Genomic DNA, 19,243 nt, shown 5'->3' on the forward strand with positions numbered 1-19,243 from the left:
TCATGGCGGGCTTGACCCGGCCATCCATCTCCCAGGACTCTGTTACGATAGGAGATGGATGCACGGGTCAAGCCCGGCCATGACGAGATAGGCGACAATGACCATCCACCTTGAAACCCAGTCCGATCTCGAAGAGGCCGTTCACGCGCTGATCAAGCGCGATCCGCGCCTGAAGCCCGTGCTTGCGACGGCCGGCATGCCCGCCTTGCGGCGGCGTGAGCCGGGTTTTACGGGGCTCGCCCACATCGTTTGCGGGCAGCAGCTCTCCACGGCGAGCGCTGCGGCGATCTGGGGGCGGCTGTCCGCCGCCTTCGATCCGTTCGACCACGACGCGGTGCGCCGCGCCCGCACCGACCGGCTGGGGCGGCTCGGCCTGTCAGCCGCCAAGATCAAGACGCTGAAACATCTCGCCCGCGAGATCGATGCGCAGCGGCTGAACCTCGACGTGCTCGCCGAAGAAGACGCCGACGCCGCACATCACACGCTGATCTCGCTGCCCGGCATCGGGCCGTGGACCGCGGACGTCTATCTGCTGTTTTGCCTCGGCCATGGCGATGCCTGGCCGGCCGGCGACCTCGCCGTGCAGGAGGGCATCAAGATCGGCCTCGGCCTCCAGGCTCGGCCGACGGAAAAGCAGATGGCACCGCTCGCCGAACCCTGGCGTCCTCTGCGCGGCGCGGCGGCGCATCTGTGGTGGAGCTACTACCGCGCGGTGAAGAAGCGCGAGGGCGTCATCGCCGGTGAAGCCTGAAGCGCGATGAGATTGGGCTAGACCGTCATCGCGCTTTGGTTTTTGTTTGAGCATGATCTTTTCGGAAAACCGCTGCACGCTTTGCGCTAACGCGGCCCTTCGGGTCCGGATCATGCTCTAACCCCGCAGCCTGACGCGATCGGCCCGGGCGCATTCGGCGACGAAATCGACCACGGCGCGCACCGCCGGCAGCTCGACGAGGTCGGGATGAGCGAGCAGCCACAGGTCCGCAACGCTGGCGAGCTTCTGCGGCGCGACGCGCACGAGATCGGGATAGGTCTCCGCGACGAAGCACGACAGCGCGGAGATTCCGAGCCCCGCGCGGGCGGCCGCGAGCATGTCGCCCTGGGACGAGCAGCGCATCACCACCCTGGCCTGCCGCGTGACGAGATCGCTCCACCGCGCAAGCTGGGCATTGGACGTCTGGTCGGCGAAGCCGATGATACTGTGCCCCTTCCACTCGCCGCGCCGTTCCGGCAAGGACCGGCCGGCGGCATAGTCGTGCGAGGCATAGAATCCCGTGCCGAGACGGCTGATCTTGCGGCCGACCAGGTTTTCCTCACCGCTGTCGAAGGGCCGCAGCACCACGTCCGCCTCGCGCCGGCGCACGCTGGCCGGAAACGGATGGGTGATGATCTCGAGCTGGATGTGATCGTGCGCACGCAGGAAGGCAGGCAGGCGCGGCATCAGCCAATGCGAAGCCAGCGTCGCCCCGATCGACAGCTTGACGGTGCCGCGCGCCTTGCGCCCTCCCGCCGAGACCGCGGTCTCGGCCCGCAGTGCCGCCGCAGCCATTGCTTCGGCGTGCTCGCGCAGCGTCCGTCCATCCGCGGTCAGCGCCAAACCGTCGGCGGCACGCGCGACCAGTCTGGTGCCGAGCTGGGCTTCCAGCGCCGCGATCTTGCGGCTGACGGTCGGATGGCTGGTGTGCAGCCGGCGCGCCGCCGCGGTGAAGCTGCCGGTATCGGCGACCGCGACGAAGGTCTTGCAAAGGTCCCAGTCCACCGGCAGCCTCCGTTCATATCTGAATGGCCGTTCGTTCAATATTGAACGACCATGGCTTGCCGTCCACCCCTTATAGTGGCGCCAAATCCACAGCACGGGGCGGCAACCCGCTCACAGAACAATCAACAGGGAAACGCCTCGTCTGCCGCCTGTCGGCGGGCTACGTTTCCGGGAGGACAACATGGCGCTGCCGGCTCTCTTGAAGGATTCGCTCGAGCTTCCCGTGGTCGGCTCGCCGCTGTTCATCGTCTCCGGGCCGGAGCTGGTGATCGCCCAATGCAAGGCCGGTGTCGTCGGTTCGTTTCCGGCGCTCAACGCCCGTCCGGTGGCAAAGCTCGACGAGTGGCTGAGCCGCATCGAGGACGAGCTCGGCGAATACAAATCGCGCAATCCCGGCAGGAAGGTCGCGCCCTACGCGGTCAACCAGATCTGCCACGCCTCCAACGACCGGCTAATGAAGGACATGGAGACCTGTGTGAAGCACAGGGCGCCCATCATCATCACCTCGCTGCGGCCGCCCGCCGAGATCGTCGAGGCCGCGCACTCCTATGGAGGGCTCGTGTTCCACGACGTCATCAACGTCAAGCATGCGCGCAAGGCCGCCGAGCAGGGCGTCGACGGACTGATCCTGGTGTGCGCCGGCGCCGGCGGCCATGCCGGCACGCTCTCGCCGTTCGCGCTGGTGCGCGAGGTCAAGCAATGGTTCAACGGCGCGATCCTGCTGTCGGGCGCAATCAGCGACGGCTTCGCAATCGCCTCCGCGCTGACGCTCGGCGCCGACCTCGCCTATATGGGCACGCGCTTCATCGCGACGAAGGAAGCCAACGCCGAGGAAGCCTACAAGTCGGCGCTGACGCAGCACGCCGCGCACGACATCGTCTACACGAACCTCTTCACCGGCGTGCACGGCAACTATCTCGGCCCTTCGATCGCCGCCGCGGGCCTCGATCCGGATAATCTGCCGGTGGCCGACAAGACGAAGATGAATTTCGGCTCCGGCGGCAACATGAAATCCAAGGCGTGGCGCGACATCTGGGGCTCGGGCCAGGGCATCGGCCAGATCGCCGACGCGCCGCCCGTCGCCGAACTCGTCGATCGGATGAAGGGCGAATTCGATCAGGCCCGGCAGGATTTCCTGATGCGCGCCAGCGCCTGACGGCCTGATCCGGCAGGCAAACCGGACTGACAAGAACAACGGGAGGACATCATGAAGCTGGCGACCGCACTGATCGGCATGTCGCTGCTGACGCTCGCTACCGGCAGCGCCCGCGCGGAAGGCAACAACGAGATCCGCATCGGGCAGACCCTGCCCTATAGCGGTCCGGCATCCGGCTTCGGCGCGATCGGACGGACGCAGGAGGCGTTCTTCGAGAAGGTCAATGCCGAAGGCGGCATCAACGGCCGCAAGGTCAGGTTCATCACCCTGGACGACGCCTACTCGCCGCCGAAGACGGTCGAGCAGACCCGCAAGCTCGTGGAGCAGGACGAGGTGCTGATGATGTTCGGCTCGCTCGGCACCGCCACCAACAGCGCCGTGCAGCGCTACCTCAACGCCAAGAAGGTGCCGCAGCTGTTCGTGCTCTCGGGCGCCACCAAATGGGCCGATCCGCAGAAGAATCCCTGGACGATGCCGGGCATGGCCGCCTACGAATCCGAGGGCGTGGTCTATGCCAAATACATCTTGCAGACCAAGCCGGATGCCAAGATCGCGATCCTGTCGCAGAACGACGATTTCGGCCGCGACTATGTCGCTGGGTTCAAGCGGGCGCTCGGGGCCAAGGCGGCCGGCATGATCATCGCGGAAGCGAGCTACGAGACCAGCGCGCCGACGATCAGCTCGCAGCTCTCGACCCTGAAGGCTTCAGGCGCCAACGTGCTGTTCGGCGTCGTGCTCGGCAAATTCACCTCGCAGATGGTCAAGGGCGTCGCCGAGATCGGGTGGAAGCCCGAGCTGTTCTTCGTGCCGACGTCGGCCTCGTCGATCTCGTTCCTGGAGCCGGCCGGGCTCGACAACGCGGTCGGCCTGATCTCGTCGAGCAACCAGAAGGACACGATGGACCCGCAATGGGCCAATGATCCCGGCGTGAAGGAGTATTTCGCCTTCATGAAGCAATACATGCCGACCGCGGACCTCTCCAACTCCAACTACGCCGCGGGCTATCACTATGCCACGCTGCTGATGACGGTACTCAGGGCGTGCAAGGACGATGTCAGCCGCGACAACATCATGCGCCAGGCCTCCTTGCTGAAGGAGGTCAAGCTGCCGCTGCTGCTGCCTGGCATGTCTGTTACGACCGCTCCCGACGACTATCTGCCGTTCCAGCAGCTTCAGCTCCGCCGCTTCAACGGCAAGAGCTGGGTCGGATTCGGCGACGTGCTCGACGATCGCTAGGCTCGAGCGGGATAGGGACGCACCATGATCATCAGCGGCGAACGCCGGATCGGCTATGACGAGATCCAGGCTCGCATCAGGCGGGCGATGACCGGTTTCCGCGCCCTGGGCCTTGCCGAGGCCGCGCCGGTCGCGATGATGCTGCGCAACGATTTCGCCCTGTTCGAGGTGGTTGCGGCCTCCGCGGCGCTCGGCAATCCGGTGGTGCCGATCAACTGGCATCTGAAGGCCGAGGAGGTCCGCTACATCCTCGCCGACAGCGGCGCGAAGATCATGGTCTGCCATGCCGATTTGCTGCCGCAAATCCGCGACGGCGTGCCGGCGGATGTCCGCCTCCTCGTCACCGCGACACCGCCCGAGCTCGCGGCGACCTTCTCAATTCCCCCTGATATGACCGAGGTCCCGGCCGGACTGACCGACTGGGACCGCTGGCGCGATGGCCATGCCGAATCGCAGGAGCCGCCGCGGCGCGCCGCAGCGATGATCTACACGTCCGGAACGACCGGCATGCCGAAGGGCGTGCGGCGCATGCCGATGCAGCCTGAACAGGCGTCCGCTTCCGAACGCGTGGGCGCGATCGCCTATGGCATCAAGCCCAGGGAAGACCAGGTCGTGCTGATCAACGGGCCGATGTATCACTCGGCGCCGCACTCCTACGGCATGATGGCATTCCGCAACGGCTGCACCATCGTCCTCCAGGCGCGGTTCGACGCCGAGGAGCTGCTCGCGCTGATCGAACGCCACGGCGTCACGCACATCCACATGGTGCCGACCATGTTCGTCCGGCTGCTGCGGCTGCCCGAGGCTACCAGACGGCGCCACGACCTCTCGTCGCTGCGTTTCGTCGTGCACGGCGCCGCGCCCTGCCCGTCCGACGTCAAACGCGCCATGATCGACTGGTGGGGAGGCGTCATCAACGAATATTTCGGCTCCACCGAGACCGGCATTCCGGTGTGGCATTCGGCCGAGGAGGCATTGAAAAAGCCGGGCACGGTCGGCCGCGCCATCGAAGGCGGCATCGTCAAGATCTTCCGCGAAGACGGCAGCCTCTGCGGTGTCAACGAGGTTGGCGAAATCTACATGCGCCAGACGGCGGTGCCCGATTTCGACTACCACGGCAAGTCCCAGGCCAGGGCCGAGGCAGGACGGGACGGCCTCGTCAGCGTCGGTGACGTCGGCTATCTCGACGAGCACGGCTATCTGTTCCTGTGCGACCGCAAGCGCGACATGGTGATCTCAGGCGGCGTCAACATCTATCCCGCCGAGATCGAGAACGCGCTGATTGGAATGCCGGGTGTGCGCGACTGCGCCGTGTTCGGCATTCCAGACGCCGAATTCGGCGAGCGGCTGTGCGCCTTTGTCGAGCCTGAGACGGACGCGCAACTCTCGGCCGCAGCGGTGCAGGTCTGGCTGCGCGAGCGATTGGCCAACTTCAAGGTGCCGAAAGACGTCCAGTTCATGGATGCACTGCCCCGCGAGGCGACCGGAAAGATCTTCAAACGCAAGCTGCGCGATCCCTACTGGGCCGGCCGGACTCCGAACCGCACCTAGGGGGGAGCGAACAAACGCCGTTTAAAACAATGTTGCTGTTGCAAAGCGCGCAACTGTGAAACAGAAGATGCCGGCACGGAGACAGCTGGGACCTTTACCATGACATCGACCGACTTTGTCGTTGCGCGCAATGACCTCGCCGAGTGCAAGCTGATCGAAACCGCAATTCCAGATTCGGCCGCCCTGCCCTCCGACGCTCTGCTCGTCAAAGTCGATCGCTTCGCCTTCACCGCCAACAACATCACCTATGCGGTGATGGGCGACGAGTTGAAATACTGGCAGCTCTTTCCAGCGCCGGACGGTTTTGGCAACATTCCGGTATGGGGCTTTGGCGAGGTGATCGCCTCCACGCATCCGAACGTTGCCGTGGGCGAGCGCCTGTTCGGCTATTTCCCGATGGCGACGCATCTCGTCATCGAGGCCACCGACGTCAGCAAGCGCGCCCTTCGTGACGGCGCCGAGCATCGCAAGCAGGTCTCGCCCGTCTACAACCTGTATTCCCGCGTCACCGGCGATCCCGCCTTTGCCGGACATCAGGGCGATCTTCAGGCACTGCTGCGGCCGCTGTTCATGCTGTCGTTCCTGGTCGACGACTTCCTCGCCGAGAACGACGATTTCGGCGCCCGCACCGTGCTGCTCTCCAGCGCCTCGAGCAAGACCGCGTTCGGCCTCGCCCACTTGCTGCACGCGCGCGGCCGCAAGGTGGTCGGGCTGACATCATCAGGCAATACCGGCTTTGTCTCGTCGCTCGGATGTTACGACGAGGTCGTCACCTACGACCGCGTGACGTCGCTGCCCTCGGATGCGCCGGTCGCCTTCGTCGACATGGCCGGCAACAGCGCGCTACGCGCCGGATTGCACCAGCACTTCGGCGACCAGATGAAGTGCTCCGTGCGCGTCGGTTTGACGCATCGCGCCACCGAGGCAGACGAAGGCGCCCTGCCCGGCGCAAAACCGCGCTGGTTCTTCGCCCCCGACCAGATCCGCAAGCGCGCCAAGGAATGGGGCCCTGGCGGCATCGAGCAGCGCTTTGGCACGGCATGGTCCGGCTTTGCGCCGCTCCTGGAGAGATGCCTGACCGTGGTCGAGAGCCGCGGACCCGACGCGGTGCGGCAGGTGTTTCTCGATACGCTGAATGGGCGCATTCCGCCGGAGCAGGGCCACATGCTCTCGCTGCTCGGGTAAACCGCTTTCGAGGCCTGTCGAACCGGTATAGCGTCCACCTCAGAGGAAACGCCGCGAAGACGGCCACGAGGTCGCGCATGCTGGACAAGACGAAGGATATTTCCGTCTCTGCACAGGCCTGGCTCGATGAGTTCGAGCGCACGCTTGGCAGCCCCCTTGGCAGCAACCTTGGCAAGCCTGATCCGGCCAGACTCGACCATCTCTTCCTCGCCGACAGTTTCTGGCGCGACGTGCTGGCGCTGAGCTGGAACCTGCAAACGATCGCGGGCCACGATCAGATTGCACGATCGCTGACGGCGCTCGCGCCCAAGGCCGCGCCGACCAGCTTCACGATCGCGCCGAACCGCGCGGCGCCGCGCTGGGTCACGCGCGCCGGCACGAGCACGATCGAGGCCATCTTCAATTTCGAGACCGCGGCCGGCCGCGGCAGCGGCATCGTCCGGCTCGTTCCGGACAGCGCCGACGGCGATCGCCTGAAAGCATGGACGCTGCTCACCGCGCTGGACGAGCTCAAAGGCTTCGAGGAGCAGCTCGGCACGTCGCGGCCGCGGGGACAGGCCTATTCACGCGATTTCCGCGGGCCGAACTGGCTCGATTTGCGCAACGCATCGCGCGACTACGTCGATCGCGATCCTGCCGTGCTGGTCGTCGGGGGCGGCCAGGCCGGCCTTGCGATTGCAGCACGGCTGAAGCAATTGAAGATCGACACACTGATCGTCGATCGCGAGAGCCGGATCGGCGACAACTGGCGCAAGCGCTATCACGCCCTGACCCTGCACAACCAGGTGCAGGTCAATCATTTGCCCTACATGCCGTTCCCGCCGAACTGGCCGACCTACATCCCGAAGGACAAGCTCGCCAACTGGTTCGAAGCCTATGTCGACGCGATGGAGCTGGATTTCTGGACCGGCACCGAGTTCGAGGGCGGATCGTACGACGACGCGAAGGGTGGCTGGACGGTCACGTTGCGACGCGCCGACGGCAGCAAACGCGTCATGCACCCGCGCCATGTCGTGATGGCGACCGGTGTCAGCGGCATCGCCAACGTGCCTGATATTCCGACTCTCGATAATTTCAAAGGCACGCTGCTGCATTCCAGCCGCTACGAGGACGGCGAGAACTGGACGGGCAAGCGCGCCATCGTCATCGGCACCGGCAACAGCGGCCACGACATCGCGCAGGACCTCTGCTCCAGCGGCGCCGCGGTGACGCTGCTGCAGCGGTCGCCGACGCTGGTCACCAATATCGAGCCGTCCGCCCAGCTCGCTTATGCGACCTACAACGAGGGCACGCTCGAGGATAACGATTTGATCGCGACCTCGATGCCGACACCGCTGGCGAAGAAAACCCATGTGATGCTGACCGAGCAGTCGAAGGAGCTCGACAAGGAGCTGCTCGACGGCCTGCGCAAGGTCGGCTTCAAGCTCGACTTCGGCGAGGCCGGCACCGGCTGGCAGTTCAAATACCTCACCCGCGGCGGTGGCTATTACTTCAACGTCGGCTGCTCAAACCTCATCGTCGAAGGCGCGATCAAGCTCAGGCAGTTTGCGGACATCGAGGGTTTCGTTACCGAAGGCGCGAGGATGAAGGACGGCACGACCGTCCCCGCCGACCTCATCGTGCTCTCGACCGGCTACAAGCCCCAGGAATATCTGGTGCGAAAACTGTTCGGCGACGGCGTCGCCGACCGCGTCGGCCCGGTCTGGGGCTTTGGCGACGGCCTCGAGCTGCGCAACATGTATGCGCGCACCGGGCAGCCCGGCCTGTGGTTCATCGCCGGCAGCCTCGCGCAGTGCCGGATCAACTCGAAATATCTCGCGCTCCAGATCAAGGCGATCGAGGAAGGGATTTTGCGGCGTGAGGTGGGCACAACGTAAACCAGCCGTCATTCCGGGGCGCGCGTAGCGCGAACCCGGAATCCATCAATCCACAAGGTATGCTGCACAATGGATTCCGGGCTCACGCTTCGCGTGCCCCGGAATGACAGAAGGAGAGACCACACATGCCAGCCATTCTCGGCGCCGGCGAGCACCGCTACCGCGTCGTCGAAAATTTTGCAAAGCTGCCTGACGGTTGGCAGCTCACCGACGTCGCCTCGGTCGCGGTCGACAGCAAGGACCGCGTCTACGTCTTCAACCGCGGCGCCCATCCGATGGTGGTGCTCGACCGCGAGGGGAATTTCCTCCGAAGCTTTGGCGAAGGGCTGTTCTCGCGTGCACACGGCCTGCACATCGATGCCGACGACAATCTCTATTGCACCGATGACGGCGACCACACCGTGCGCAAATGCACCACCGACGGCAAGGTGCTGCTGACGATCGGCATCCCCGAGAAGCCGTCGCCGTTCATGAGCGGTGATCCCTTCCATCGCTGCACCCACACCGCGCTGTCGCCGAAAGGCGAGATCTACGTCTCCGACGGCTATGGCAATGCGCGCGTGCACAAGTTCACGCCCGACGGCAAGCTGCTCAAAAGCTGGGGCGAGCCGGGCACCGACCCCGGTCAGTTCAACATCGTGCACAACATCGCCACCGACGCCGACGGATTTGTCTATGTCGCCGACCGCGAGAACCACCGCGTGCAGGTGTTCGACGGCGAGGGCAAGTACCAGACGCAGTGGAACAACCTTCACCGCCCCTGCGCGCTGTGCTGCTGTGGTGGCGGCAAGAGCCCGACGTTCGTGATCGGTGAGCTCGGCCCGGGCCTCGATATCAACCGCAACGTACCCAATCTCGGCCCGCGGCTGTCGATCGTGGACGCCAAGGGCAACCGCATCGCGCGGCTCGGCGGCGAGAATGGGCCAGGCGTTGCCAGCGGCAAATTCCTGGCGCCGCACGGCCTCGCGCTGGACTCCAGGGGTGACATCTATGTCGGCGAAGTCGGCGTCACCAACTGGAAGGCCAGTTTCGGGGAGGAGGAGATGCCGGCCGTGGTGCGCGCCACGCGCTGCTTGCAGAAGCTGGAGCGGGTGCGGGAGTAATTGGGCGGGCGAGGCCGCGATGCGCTGTCAGGTCGACCCCGCCCCCCACCCAACATCGTCCTCGCCCCCAGATCACGGCGTTTTTGAGCGCTTTTGCCACCCCGCCGCCGCATTGCTTGCGCCTGAATAAGTCGCTCAACGGGCTTCACAATCCCGTCACGCTGCATGTAGTATGTCAGTACATGCTGCTTCGCAGCGTATATTGGAGGCCGGGAGCGTTACTTGAACGCACATGTCTCGCAAGGCAGTTGGCCGGTGTTGGTGCTGAATGCGGACTTCCGGCCGCTGAGTTACTACCCGCTGTCTCTTTGGTCGTGGCAGGACGCGATCAAGGCGGTGTTCCTCGACCGCGTCAACATCGTCGCACATTACGATCAGGCGGTTCACAGTCCCACGCTGCAAATGCAGCTGCCGAGCGTCGTCTCGCTCAAATCCTTCGTCAAGCCGACCACCCATCCCGCCTTCACCCGGTTCAACGTCTTCCTGCGCGACCGCTTCAATTGCCAGTATTGCGGCTCGCCCGAAGACCTGACGTTCGATCACATCATCCCGCGCAGCAAAGGCGGCCAGACCACCTGGGAGAACGTGGTCGCGGCTTGCTCGCCGTGTAACCTGCGCAAGGGCAATCTCACGCCGGCGCAAGCCAAGATGTTTCCGCGCCAGCACGCCTTCGCCCCGACCGTGCACCAGCTCCACCGCAACGGCCGCCTGTTCCCGCCGAACTATCTGCACGATAGCTGGCTGGACTATCTGTATTGGGATACGGAGCTGGATCCGTAGGGACGCAGAGGCAGTGCACCTCATAAAAGTGTCAGAACACACATAAGTGCGTCACGTTTTGCGGCGTGATCTGCCAAAACGACACCATAGGACCGAGCGAAAACGCGGGATGACGTTCTTCTGAGCGGTATCCTCATCGACCAGCGCAGCGCCTTCCATTCGGCGACCATCCGCGAATCGGTGACGGCGAATTCCCTGCTCGGGCAGGCGCGGCTGGTCGCCGACGGTGCGGCGCAGGGCGTGGACGCGGCGACCGCGAAGCTGCCGGCAATTGCCCAACCATCGGGACAGATCCAGAGGCACGCGCTGGTGATGACCTACGGCGACTGCTTCTGGCTGCTCGGGATGACCCTGCTGGCCATCGTGCCGATCGTCCTCCTCTTGCGGCGTCCGGCGCCCGGCCTGGCCGTCTCCGGCGGGCACTGAAGCGCGCCCGCGCTGTCGCTCCTAGCCGCCTGCAAGCCTACGCCCGGCCGTTGTCGCTACAACCGACCATGTTTCTAAGCGCGCAGGCCGAAAGTTGAATGATCGAGACCTGCAATCGCGCGATCAGGCTAACGATGGGCGTCAACAGCGTGAACCGAGCATTAGATCGCAAAGGAACAATCGAGCTTCGTAGTGAATTACCCGTCGTTGTAATCGTGGAGAGTGCAAATGCGACCGACCAAAGTTCTCTTAGCAATCAGCTTCGTCGCTGCCGCAGCAACCGTTGTGCCTAGCATGGCTGACGCCCGTGGTGGGCGCGGAGGTGGTGCCCATTTCCACGGAGGTGGTGCACGTTTCCATGGAGGCGGTGCACACTTCCACGGCGGTGGTGCGCGCTGGCACGGTGGAGGGACACGTTGGGCCGGAGGCGGTCGCTATTACCGTGGCGGCTATCGCGGAGGCTATTACGGTCCTGGTTGGGGAGCTGCCGCGGCTGGTGTAGCAACAGGCGCCGCGCTGGGAGCCGCGGCTGCGTATGGTTCATCTTGTTACCAGCAACAATGGAACGGTTATAGCTATGTGACAGTGAGGGTCTGTTAGGCCGTGAACCCATAAATCTGCCGGGAGCGACGCGGGCCGCCGATCTTCAGCCGAAACATGCTTATCCTTTGGTCATGACGGCTATCGGTGGTAGCCGGACTCCCGGCAACTTGTCTCAACGTCGCTTCTGAGACGTCGGATGATCGGGACGCCGACGCGCCTCACACCCCGATTGCGTTCCTTGCCACCACGTCGCGATAGAACGCTGCGCTCAGCTTCGGCAGCCTCGCCTGGGTCTCGAAGTCGACCCGGTAGAGGCCAAAGCGCTTGCCGTAGCCGAAGATCCACTCGAAATTGTCCATCAGGCTCCACAGGAAATAGCCGCGGACCGGCACGCCCTCGGCGATCGCGCGCTGCATCTGGGTCAGGTAGTTGCGCAGGAACATGATGCGGTCGAGGTCGTAGACCTGGCCGTCGGCGGCGATCTTGTCTTCGGACGAGGTGCCGTTCTCGCTGATATAGATGTTCTCGATGTTCCAGATTTTCGCGGCAAGGCGTGGGGCCCAGTAGATCACTTCCGGGCCGACCCGCAGCCATTCCGAGTTCATATGCGGGAACGAGGTCGGGAACGGCAGCACGCGGAAGCCCGGCGCGCGGTCGGACGCGGTCACGTAATATTGCGGCGCGTAGATGTTGAGGCCGACGAAATCGTTCGGCGTGCCGATGATCTTCAATTCCTCCGGCGTGAATTTCGGCGCATCCGCCCCGGCATAGGCGAGGAAGCCGTCGGTGTACTTGCCCTCCAGCACCACGCCGAGAAAGCCGGCGTTGAGTTCGCGCGTCGCGACCTCGGCAGCGCGAATGTTTTCGGGCGTCGCGATCGCCGGCACGCAGGCCGCAATGTTCTCGGCGGCGCCCACACGGGTGCCTGCGCGCCCGGAGGCGCGGATCGCCTGCACCGCGAGCCCGTGCGCCAGTGCGACGTGATGGCGGGCCTGGTTGAGCTGCGCCGCGGGCAGCTTGAGACCGGGCGCGTCGATGCCCCAGCCATAGCCGAAATTCACGAAGCGCCGACTTCGTTCACGGTAAAAATGTTCTTCACGCGGTCGGTCAGGCGGCCCGCGACGTACGCCGCGTAATCGGCAAAGGCTTTCGATGTGTCGCTCGACTGCCAGCCGCCGACACGGTCCTGCAGCGTCTGCGGCAGGTCCCAATGATAGAGCGTCGCATAGGGTGTGATGCCGTTCGCGAGCAGCTCGTCGACGAGGCGGTCGTAGAAGTCGATCCCTTTGGGATTGGGCTGGCCGGCACCGTCCGGAAACACCCGTGGCCATGCGATCGAAAAGCGGTACGCCTTGACGCCGATCGCCTTGATCAGCGCGACGTCGTCCTTGTAGCGATGATAGTGCTCGTTGGCGCGGTCGCCGGTCGAGCCGTCCTCGATCTTGCCGGGCGTGTGGCTGAAGATATCCCAGATCGACTTGCCGCGACCATCCTCGTCGACGGCGCCCTCGATCTGGTAGGACGAGGTCGCCGTCCCCCAGAGAAAATCCTTCGGGAAGGGGGCGTGGCGGTCGACCGATGCCGGCGTTTCATTCTCCGCAGCCTTCGCTGCAGCGTTCGAACCCGCCGCTGCGCCAAGCGCGGCGACGCCCGCGAGCCTGGCAAGATCGCGCCGCGAGACATCAGCTGACATCGCTATCTCCGGGCCTGCTCCATGTCGATCTGATAGGCGGAAATCCGGTCGATCTCGAATGCGACGCTCGGTGGCGATTCCGCATCGACCGGACCAACGCCGAGAAAGAACTTCGATCCGATCGCGAGATTGACGATCATGTACATGGGATCGTCGAAGCCGATCGGCACCTTGATGTCGGAGACCGGCTTGCGGTCGATGAAGTAGACCAGGCGATCTTCCTCCCACAGCACACCGTAATTGTGGAACGCGCTGGAGGCGTCGCCGACCGCGTAGTCGAAGCCGCAGGACTGGATCTTCTGGGTCGACGGAATCCGCCAATGCGTGGTCATCACGAGATCGCCGGGCCGCTCGCCGCGGCCTTCCAGCACGTCGACCTCCGGCGGCCAGCCGCCGTCATCCGCCAGCATCCAGAACGCCGGCCAGACCGCATGGCCGACCGGCACCTTGGCGCGGATTTCGAAATAGCCATGCTTCTGCGCAAACGTGCCCTGGGTCGTCAGGATCCCCGAGATATACTCGTTGTTGAACAGAACCGACTTCAGTTCCGGCGGCGTGCGGCTCGCGATGATCGAGAGCACGCCGTCCTTCACCTTGAACGGATCGAGCCCAAGCGGCGTCGCCGCACGGCCGGCATAGCGGGGATCGACATAGATCTGCTGCTCGCCATTGGCGCTGGTCTTGCGCTTGAAGTCGGATCCGTCGCCACCCCAATAGCGCGCCTCGGGCCACGCCGCGCCGCCGGCGTAATGCGGCACCCAGCGTCCTGTCGCGAGCGGATGCTCGTCAAAATCGTCGTTGAAGGTCCGGCGCAGCGGCCGGAACTCGAGCAAGGCGGGATTGACCGTCGCCAGCTTGCGGCACTCGATCATGGAGGGATCGGTGGTCACTTGCAGCGACATCGTGCCGGGCGCACCATCGAGGCCGTCCTGCGCAACGCCCGGCGCGGCCACGGCAGACAGGCCGATCGCAACCAGGGCGCCCTTCGTCCAACTGTCGATCATCACCGCACATAGACATCGCAGGATATGGGCAGGTTAGCTCGGCTGTCTTCGAGCGGGCAAGCGCGGCCACCTGATGCCGGCGGGCGATTTCGAAAAGGTCATTTCGCGGCTGACCGGGCCCAGTTCCTCGCGCTCCAGCCGCGCCAGAGAGGCGCCGGCGCCAAAATCCTTCCGCATTCGTTACCGTCCCTTAAGCCTCCGATGGCAGTTTGGCCGGGATCCGCGGCGCTGCCTGTCCAGCCGCCGATCCGTCAGGTCCAAGGTCGCCGCTCATGTTTGCCGAGACGCTGGAAGCGGTTCAGTCCTCGCCGTCGAAGCGGACTGCCTATGTCCGCTTCGTGCTGGCGGCACTGGCGGCGATCGCCGTCTTCAAGTCCTTCTGGTTCGCACGCTCCGGCGGCTGGACGGAACGCGAGCTCGCCGACTTCGATGCCTTCCACATCGTCGCCCAGCACGTCTGGCGCGGCGATCTCGACCAGGTCTATCATTTCGATGCCCTGCTGAAGATGCAGATGGAGGCCGCCGGCGGCGCCACCGGCTTCATGCCCTGGACCTATCCGCCGCAATACGACCTCCTGCTCGCGCCGTTCGCATTCCTGCCGGTCGGCGTCGGCTATCTCCTGTTCACCGCCGCGACGCTCGCGCTCTATCTCGTGATGCTTCGCGCGAGCGCCGGCCGGAATTTCGCGCAGGTGCTGGTGATCCTGTTTCCCGCGATGGCGATCACCATCGGTTGCGGGCAGAACGGGTTTCTGACGGGGGCGCTGATCGGGCTCGTTTGTCTCAACGTGGAGCGGCGGCAGCTGCTGGCCGGCCTCGCGCTCGGCGCCATGGTGATCAAGCCGCACCTTGCGATTGCCGCCGGCATCTATCTGCTGGTGACGCGGCGCTGGATTGCGCTCGGAACGGCCGCGGCCGTCGTCCTGGTGAGCTCGCTGCTCTGCACGCTCCTCTTCGGATGGCAGATCTGGTTCGCGTGGCTCGGTGCGATCAGGGAATCGGCTAGCTATCTCGAGCAGGGCTTCTATCCGCTCTTTCGCATGATCTCGACCTATGCGGCGCTGTACAAGGCCGGCCTTCCCGCCAGCACCGCCTTCTGGGGACAGACGGCCGTTGCCGGGCTGGCCTTGTTCGCCGTCCTTCTCGGCGTGGCGCGCGGCGCGGCACCGGCCTTCACGCTCGGTGCCGCCGTGATGGTCTCCGTGATGATCAGCCCCTATGCATATGATTACGATCTGCCGATGCTCGGGATCGGTCTGGCCCTGATGCTGCCCGATCTCGCCAGGATGGCGGGTCCGCGCGAGCGTAGCGTGATCTACGGGCTGATCCTGTTCGCCGGAGCCTATGGGCTGTTGCAGTCGGCGCGGCTCGCGGTGCAGTTCGGGCCGAAGGCCGATCCCGATCAACATTTCGCGCCCGCCCTGGGCGGCTTTGCCCTGATGGCGCTCCTGGCCGTGCTGCTGCGGCTGCTGTGGCGCGGGACGCAGCCGGCGCCTGCGCTGCCGCAGGCTGCCGAATAGGCTCTCTACGCCTGTTGCAACGCCAGCGTCACGCCGCCGAGCGTGAGCGCCATCGCCCCCCATTCGCGCAGGCCCAGCGGTTCGCCCAGGATGATCGCGGCGGAGATCACGCCGATCACGGGGACGATCAGCATGCCGGTCGATGCCGAGGTCGGCGGCAGCCGGCGCAGTGTCTCGAACCAGGTGACGTAACAGACGCCCATCGGGACCAGCGTCATATAGACGAAGCAGCCGAGTCCCAGCGGGGTGATCGCGGTGATATCAGGATGCTCGAACAGGACGCCGAGGACCAGCATCGTGGCGCAACCGAGTCCAACCTGCCAGGCGACGACCACGAGCGGTGGCATCGGCAGCGGCTTGCGGTTGAGCACATTGCCGAGCGCGAACAGGATGGCGCAGAGCAGTGCGAGCGCAATGCCGAGCAGCTTGTCGGCGCCGAACGCAAAGCCGTTGCCCCCGAGGAGCAGCGCGACGCCGGCGACACCGAGGACGAGACCCAGGAGATCCCGCATGGTCGGCCGCGTGCGCAGCACCGGCCAGGCGAACAGCATGGCCCAGATCGGCATCGTATAGGCGAGCAGAGCCCCCTCGCTCACGGACACATATTTCATTGCGACCGTGCCGAGCCCCATCCAGGCAAAGACGTTGGTGAGGGTCGCAAACAGCAGCCGCGGAACCGCCTCGCGCGGAACGGCGAACGATTCCTTCCTGCTCAATGCCAGCATGCCGAGAATGAGCGAGGCGCACACGCCGGCCAGCCCGCGCGCGAATAGCGGCGGCCATTGCTGGAGCAGCAGCTTCATCAGCGGCCAGTTCAGCGCCCAGCCGAACGCCGTCACGCCGAGGCACAGAGAACCGATCATCCTGTCGCGGCGGGCCGAATCCATGGATAGCGCTTAGCAGGCGCGTGCGGCACACTCCACCTCGGCTGGCGCATGCGGGCCATGGCAGATGATGGAACCCGGAACGCCGGTACCCGTTCAGATGGGAGCGCGGGCGGCAGTCGTGCCGCAACGCAAACGAGGGAGACGCACCATGGCCACAGCCGAGACGGATCATGTCTACAAGATCCTGGAGCTGGTCGGATCATCCGAGACGTCCATCGAGGATGCGATCAAGAACGCGATCAGCCGCGCCGCCAAGACCGTTCGCGAGATGAAATGGTTCGAGGTGGTGCAGACCCGCGGCCACATCGAAAATGGCGCCGTCCGCCACTACCAGGTGACGCTACGCGTCGGCTTCACGCTGGTGGACTGACTCCGCGGACGGCGCGCGAAACCGTCATGCCGCGGCGGCGTGGTTAACGTTCGACGACGGGAGTCGATCAAATATCGACGACCTCCTCCGGCGGACTATGGACGCGCAAAATCATCGCGGAAGTTGCAACAGGCCGTTAAGACCAAAGTGAGAGGTTTGCGCCGATTTGGAGCAAGCCCGATGGTCACGAGCCGCGAACTCGGCAAGACCCGCCTTCCGCTCTGGGCGGCGGGATTCGTCGTGCTGATCTGCGTGGCGATCCTCGGCCTGAGCGTCTGGCGCGAATGGGAATCGCACGATGCGGATCTCAGGAACGCCGAGGTCGACGTCGCCAACCTCGCGCATTCGCTGGTCCAGCATGCGGACGACACGTTCGAGCTCGCCGATACGATCCTGATCGGACTGGTTCATCGGCTCGAACTCGACGGAATGGGCCCGGACACGATCTCAAAGCTCCAGACCTATCTGCCGACCCGCAAATCATCGGACCGCATTCGCGGCATCTTCGTCTATGACGCCACGGGTCGCTGGCTTGCCACGACCGAGCGCCTCGACTTCTCCAAGCTCAACAACAGCGACCGCGAATATTTCCAACGCCATCGCGACTCCCGGGAGACGGGCACGCTGATCGGACCGCCCATCAAGAGCCGTGCCGGGGGCCAATGGATCATCACGGCGTCGCGCCGGATCAACGATTCCGACGGCGGCTTCGCCGGCGTTGCCCTGCTTACGCTCGACGTCAGCTACTTCGCCAGGTTCTACGAGCGCTTCGACTTCGGGCCGAACGGCTCGGCGTCGCTGCTCACCAACGCCGGTATCATGCTGGCGCGCAGCCACGACGAGAGCAGCGCCTTCGTCGGCCGCGACCTGTCCAATGCACCGCTGTTCAGGGATTGGGAAAGCCGTCCGGCGGCCGCGGTCTACTACTTCAAATCACCGCTCGATGGCGTGCAGCGGCTGAGCTACTACCAGCGCAGCAGCCGCTATCCGCTGATGGTGCTGGCGAGCAAGTCGCAGGACGACGTGCTGGCGCCCTGGCGACGCGCGGCGACCGCACGCACGACCTTCGTGCTCGGCCTCGTCGGGCTGATCGCGGTGATCGGCTTCTACTTGGTCCGCCAGCTCTGGCAACGGCAGCGAATGGCGCAGGCCCTGGTTGCGACGGAAGCCCATTTCCGCCTGCTCGCCGAGCAATCCAGCGATATGGTATCCCGGATCGGGCTGGATAACCGGCTGCTCTACGTCTCTCCCTCGTGCGCGCGCATCATCGGCTGGTCTCCCGACGAACTGCTCGGCACGTCGGCGGTGGCCGGCATCCATGCGGACGACATGGAGCGGGTCGAGCAGGCCATCATCGCGTTGAAGAACGGCGAGGCCGAGGAAGCGCGGTTCGTCTATCGCCAGCGCCATCGCGACAAGGGCGATATCTGGGCCGAGGCGGCCTTGCACGTGACCCGCGCCTCCGACAGCGGCGAGGTCGACGGTGTCGTCGCCGTCGTGCGCGACATGACCGAGCAGAAGGACCTGCAGGACAAGCTCGCTTCGCTCGCAACCACCGATGGCCTGACCGGCCTTGGCAACCGCCGGGCGTTCGATGAGCGCCTCGCGGAGGAATGGGCGCGCGCCCGGCGCGACGGCACACCGGTCTCTCTCCTGTTGATCGATGTCGATCATTTCAAGAAGTTCAACGACCATTACGGACATCAGGCGGGCGACGGGTGCCTGCGCGCGCTCGGCCGGATCCTGTCCGCGCAGGCCAGGCGCCCGGCGGACCTCGCGGCGCGCTACGGCGGGGAGGAATTCGCCGTCCTGTTGCCGAACACCGGCCCGGATGGCTGCGCCGAAGTCGGCGAAGGGATTCGCCAGGCATTGCACGATCTCGCCATGCTGCATGCCCAAAATCCGCCCTCCCGGCTGGTGACGGCAAGCATCGGCGCCGCGACGAGCCTTCCGTCTCAGACCGTGCTGGACTGCAACACGCTGGTCGCTGGCGCCGACCGCGCGCTCTACGCCGCCAAGGACAGCGGCCGCGACCGTCTGGTGATGTCAGGACAGGTCGTAGCCTGGCCCGCGAAGAGCGCGTGAGAAATCGACCGCTCACCAGGCGGCGCACGCCAGATCCGGCCGGCAGCCCTGTCCACCATCGCTTGCGCACC

Annotated in this window: 15 protein-coding genes and 1 pseudogene; 12 read left to right on the top strand and 4 right to left on the bottom strand. The window is 65.0% G+C overall.

The window, feature by feature from the left end:
• Positions 1-97 precede the first annotated feature (97 nt).
• Positions 98-751 (top strand): DNA-3-methyladenine glycosylase, encoded by a 654-nt coding sequence (locus NLM15_RS40655; protein WP_254123556.1) that lies wholly within the window; start codon positions 98-100, stop codon positions 749-751.
• A gap of 117 nt (positions 752-868) precedes the next feature.
• Here NLM15_RS40655 and NLM15_RS40660 read toward each other — a convergent pair whose 3' ends face one another.
• Positions 869-1,756 (bottom strand): LysR family transcriptional regulator, encoded by an 888-nt coding sequence (locus NLM15_RS40660; RefSeq protein ID WP_254123557.1) that lies wholly within the window; start codon positions 1,754-1,756, stop codon positions 869-871.
• Positions 1,757-1,937: 181 nt separating this feature from the next.
• On the opposite strand from NLM15_RS40660, the gene NLM15_RS40665 reads away from it, so the two are divergent.
• From NLM15_RS40665 to NLM15_RS40700, 8 genes are all read left to right on the top strand, one after another.
• Complete coding sequence (locus tag NLM15_RS40665) at positions 1,938-2,912, top strand: nitronate monooxygenase family protein (protein ID WP_254123558.1); 975 nt, start codon at positions 1,938-1,940, stop codon at positions 2,910-2,912.
• A 51-nt stretch (positions 2,913-2,963) separates the two neighbouring features.
• Positions 2,964-4,148, top strand: coding sequence for an ABC transporter substrate-binding protein (locus NLM15_RS40670; protein WP_254123559.1), 1,185 nt, complete (start codon positions 2,964-2,966; stop codon positions 4,146-4,148).
• 24 nt (positions 4,149-4,172) lie between these two features.
• Entirely contained in the window at positions 4,173-5,699 is a 1,527-nt protein-coding gene (locus NLM15_RS40675) for an acyl-CoA synthetase (protein ID WP_254123561.1), read from the top strand.
• A gap of 99 nt (positions 5,700-5,798) precedes the next feature.
• Positions 5,799-6,884: a DUF2855 family protein gene (locus NLM15_RS40680; protein WP_254123563.1), complete on the top strand. Its 1,086-nt coding sequence runs from the start codon at positions 5,799-5,801 to the stop codon at positions 6,882-6,884.
• Between the two features lie 77 nt (positions 6,885-6,961).
• On the top strand, positions 6,962-8,761 hold the full coding sequence (locus tag NLM15_RS40685) for an NAD(P)/FAD-dependent oxidoreductase (RefSeq protein ID WP_254123565.1): 1,800 nt from the start codon (positions 6,962-6,964) through the stop codon (positions 8,759-8,761).
• A 125-nt stretch (positions 8,762-8,886) separates the two neighbouring features.
• Positions 8,887-9,864: a peptidyl-alpha-hydroxyglycine alpha-amidating lyase family protein gene (locus tag NLM15_RS40690; RefSeq protein WP_254123566.1), complete on the top strand. Its 978-nt coding sequence runs from the start codon at positions 8,887-8,889 to the stop codon at positions 9,862-9,864.
• A 222-nt stretch (positions 9,865-10,086) separates the two neighbouring features.
• On the top strand, positions 10,087-10,644 hold the full coding sequence (locus NLM15_RS40695) for an HNH endonuclease (protein ID WP_254123568.1): 558 nt from the start codon (positions 10,087-10,089) through the stop codon (positions 10,642-10,644).
• Between the two features lie 180 nt (positions 10,645-10,824).
• On the top strand, positions 10,825-11,070 hold the full coding sequence (locus NLM15_RS40700; protein ID WP_254123569.1) for a hypothetical protein: 246 nt from the start codon (positions 10,825-10,827) through the stop codon (positions 11,068-11,070).
• 761 nt (positions 11,071-11,831) lie between these two features.
• On the opposite strand, the pseudogene NLM15_RS40705 reads toward NLM15_RS40700, so the two are convergent.
• Positions 11,832-13,306, bottom strand: a pseudogene (locus tag NLM15_RS40705) (GH1 family beta-glucosidase).
• A gap of 2 nt (positions 13,307-13,308) precedes the next feature.
• A complete protein-coding gene (locus NLM15_RS40710; protein ID WP_254123571.1) occupies positions 13,309-14,310 on the bottom strand; it encodes a family 16 glycosylhydrolase in 1,002 nt (333 codons plus the stop codon).
• 272 nt (positions 14,311-14,582) lie between these two features.
• Here NLM15_RS40710 and NLM15_RS40715 point away from each other — a divergent pair, with 272 nt between their 5' ends.
• On the top strand, positions 14,583-15,830 hold the full coding sequence (locus tag NLM15_RS40715; RefSeq protein ID WP_254123572.1) for a glycosyltransferase family 87 protein: 1,248 nt from the start codon (positions 14,583-14,585) through the stop codon (positions 15,828-15,830).
• 5 nt (positions 15,831-15,835) lie between these two features.
• On the opposite strand, the gene NLM15_RS40720 is transcribed toward NLM15_RS40715, so the two are convergent.
• On the bottom strand, positions 15,836-16,717 hold the full coding sequence (locus tag NLM15_RS40720) for a DMT family transporter (RefSeq protein WP_254123574.1): 882 nt from the start codon (positions 16,715-16,717) through the stop codon (positions 15,836-15,838).
• Between the two features lie 148 nt (positions 16,718-16,865).
• Between NLM15_RS40720 and NLM15_RS40725 the strand changes: the two genes are divergently transcribed.
• Both NLM15_RS40725 and NLM15_RS40730 read left to right on the top strand, forming a co-directional pair.
• Entirely contained in the window at positions 16,866-17,087 is a 222-nt protein-coding gene (locus NLM15_RS40725) for a dodecin (protein ID WP_254123576.1), read from the top strand.
• A gap of 180 nt (positions 17,088-17,267) precedes the next feature.
• Positions 17,268-19,172, top strand: a complete 1,905-nt coding sequence (locus NLM15_RS40730; protein WP_254123578.1) for a diguanylate cyclase domain-containing protein — start codon at positions 17,268-17,270, stop codon at positions 19,170-19,172.
• Positions 19,173-19,243 lie beyond the last annotated feature (71 nt).

Source organism: Bradyrhizobium sp. CCGB20, from assembly GCF_024199855.1.
Classification (GTDB): Bacteria; Pseudomonadota; Alphaproteobacteria; order Rhizobiales; family Xanthobacteraceae; genus Bradyrhizobium.

Bases quoted from the DNA above. Each gene is read 5' to 3' on its own strand.
- NLM15_RS40680 (WP_254123563.1), top strand. From the start codon at position 5,799: ATGACATCGACCGACTTTGTCGTTGCGCGCAATGACCTCGCCGAGTGC.
- NLM15_RS40715 (WP_254123572.1), top strand. From the start codon at position 14,583: ATGTTTGCCGAGACGCTGGAAGCGGTTCAGTCCTCGCCGTCGAAGCGG.
- NLM15_RS40690 (WP_254123566.1), top strand. From the start codon at position 8,887: ATGCCAGCCATTCTCGGCGCCGGCGAGCACCGCTACCGCGTCGTCGAA.
- NLM15_RS40710 (WP_254123571.1), bottom strand. From the start codon at position 14,310: ATGATCGACAGTTGGACGAAGGGCGCCCTGGTTGCGATCGGCCTGTCT.
- NLM15_RS40720 (WP_254123574.1), bottom strand. From the start codon at position 16,717: ATGGATTCGGCCCGCCGCGACAGGATGATCGGTTCTCTGTGCCTCGGC.
- NLM15_RS40730 (WP_254123578.1), top strand. From the start codon at position 17,268: ATGGTCACGAGCCGCGAACTCGGCAAGACCCGCCTTCCGCTCTGGGCG.
- NLM15_RS40725 (WP_254123576.1), top strand. From the start codon at position 16,866: ATGGCCACAGCCGAGACGGATCATGTCTACAAGATCCTGGAGCTGGTC.
- NLM15_RS40685 (WP_254123565.1), top strand. From the start codon at position 6,962: ATGCTGGACAAGACGAAGGATATTTCCGTCTCTGCACAGGCCTGGCTC.
- NLM15_RS40665 (WP_254123558.1), top strand. From the start codon at position 1,938: ATGGCGCTGCCGGCTCTCTTGAAGGATTCGCTCGAGCTTCCCGTGGTC.
- NLM15_RS40675 (WP_254123561.1), top strand. From the start codon at position 4,173: ATGATCATCAGCGGCGAACGCCGGATCGGCTATGACGAGATCCAGGCT.
- NLM15_RS40655 (WP_254123556.1), top strand. From the start codon at position 98: ATGACCATCCACCTTGAAACCCAGTCCGATCTCGAAGAGGCCGTTCAC.
- NLM15_RS40670 (WP_254123559.1), top strand. From the start codon at position 2,964: ATGAAGCTGGCGACCGCACTGATCGGCATGTCGCTGCTGACGCTCGCT.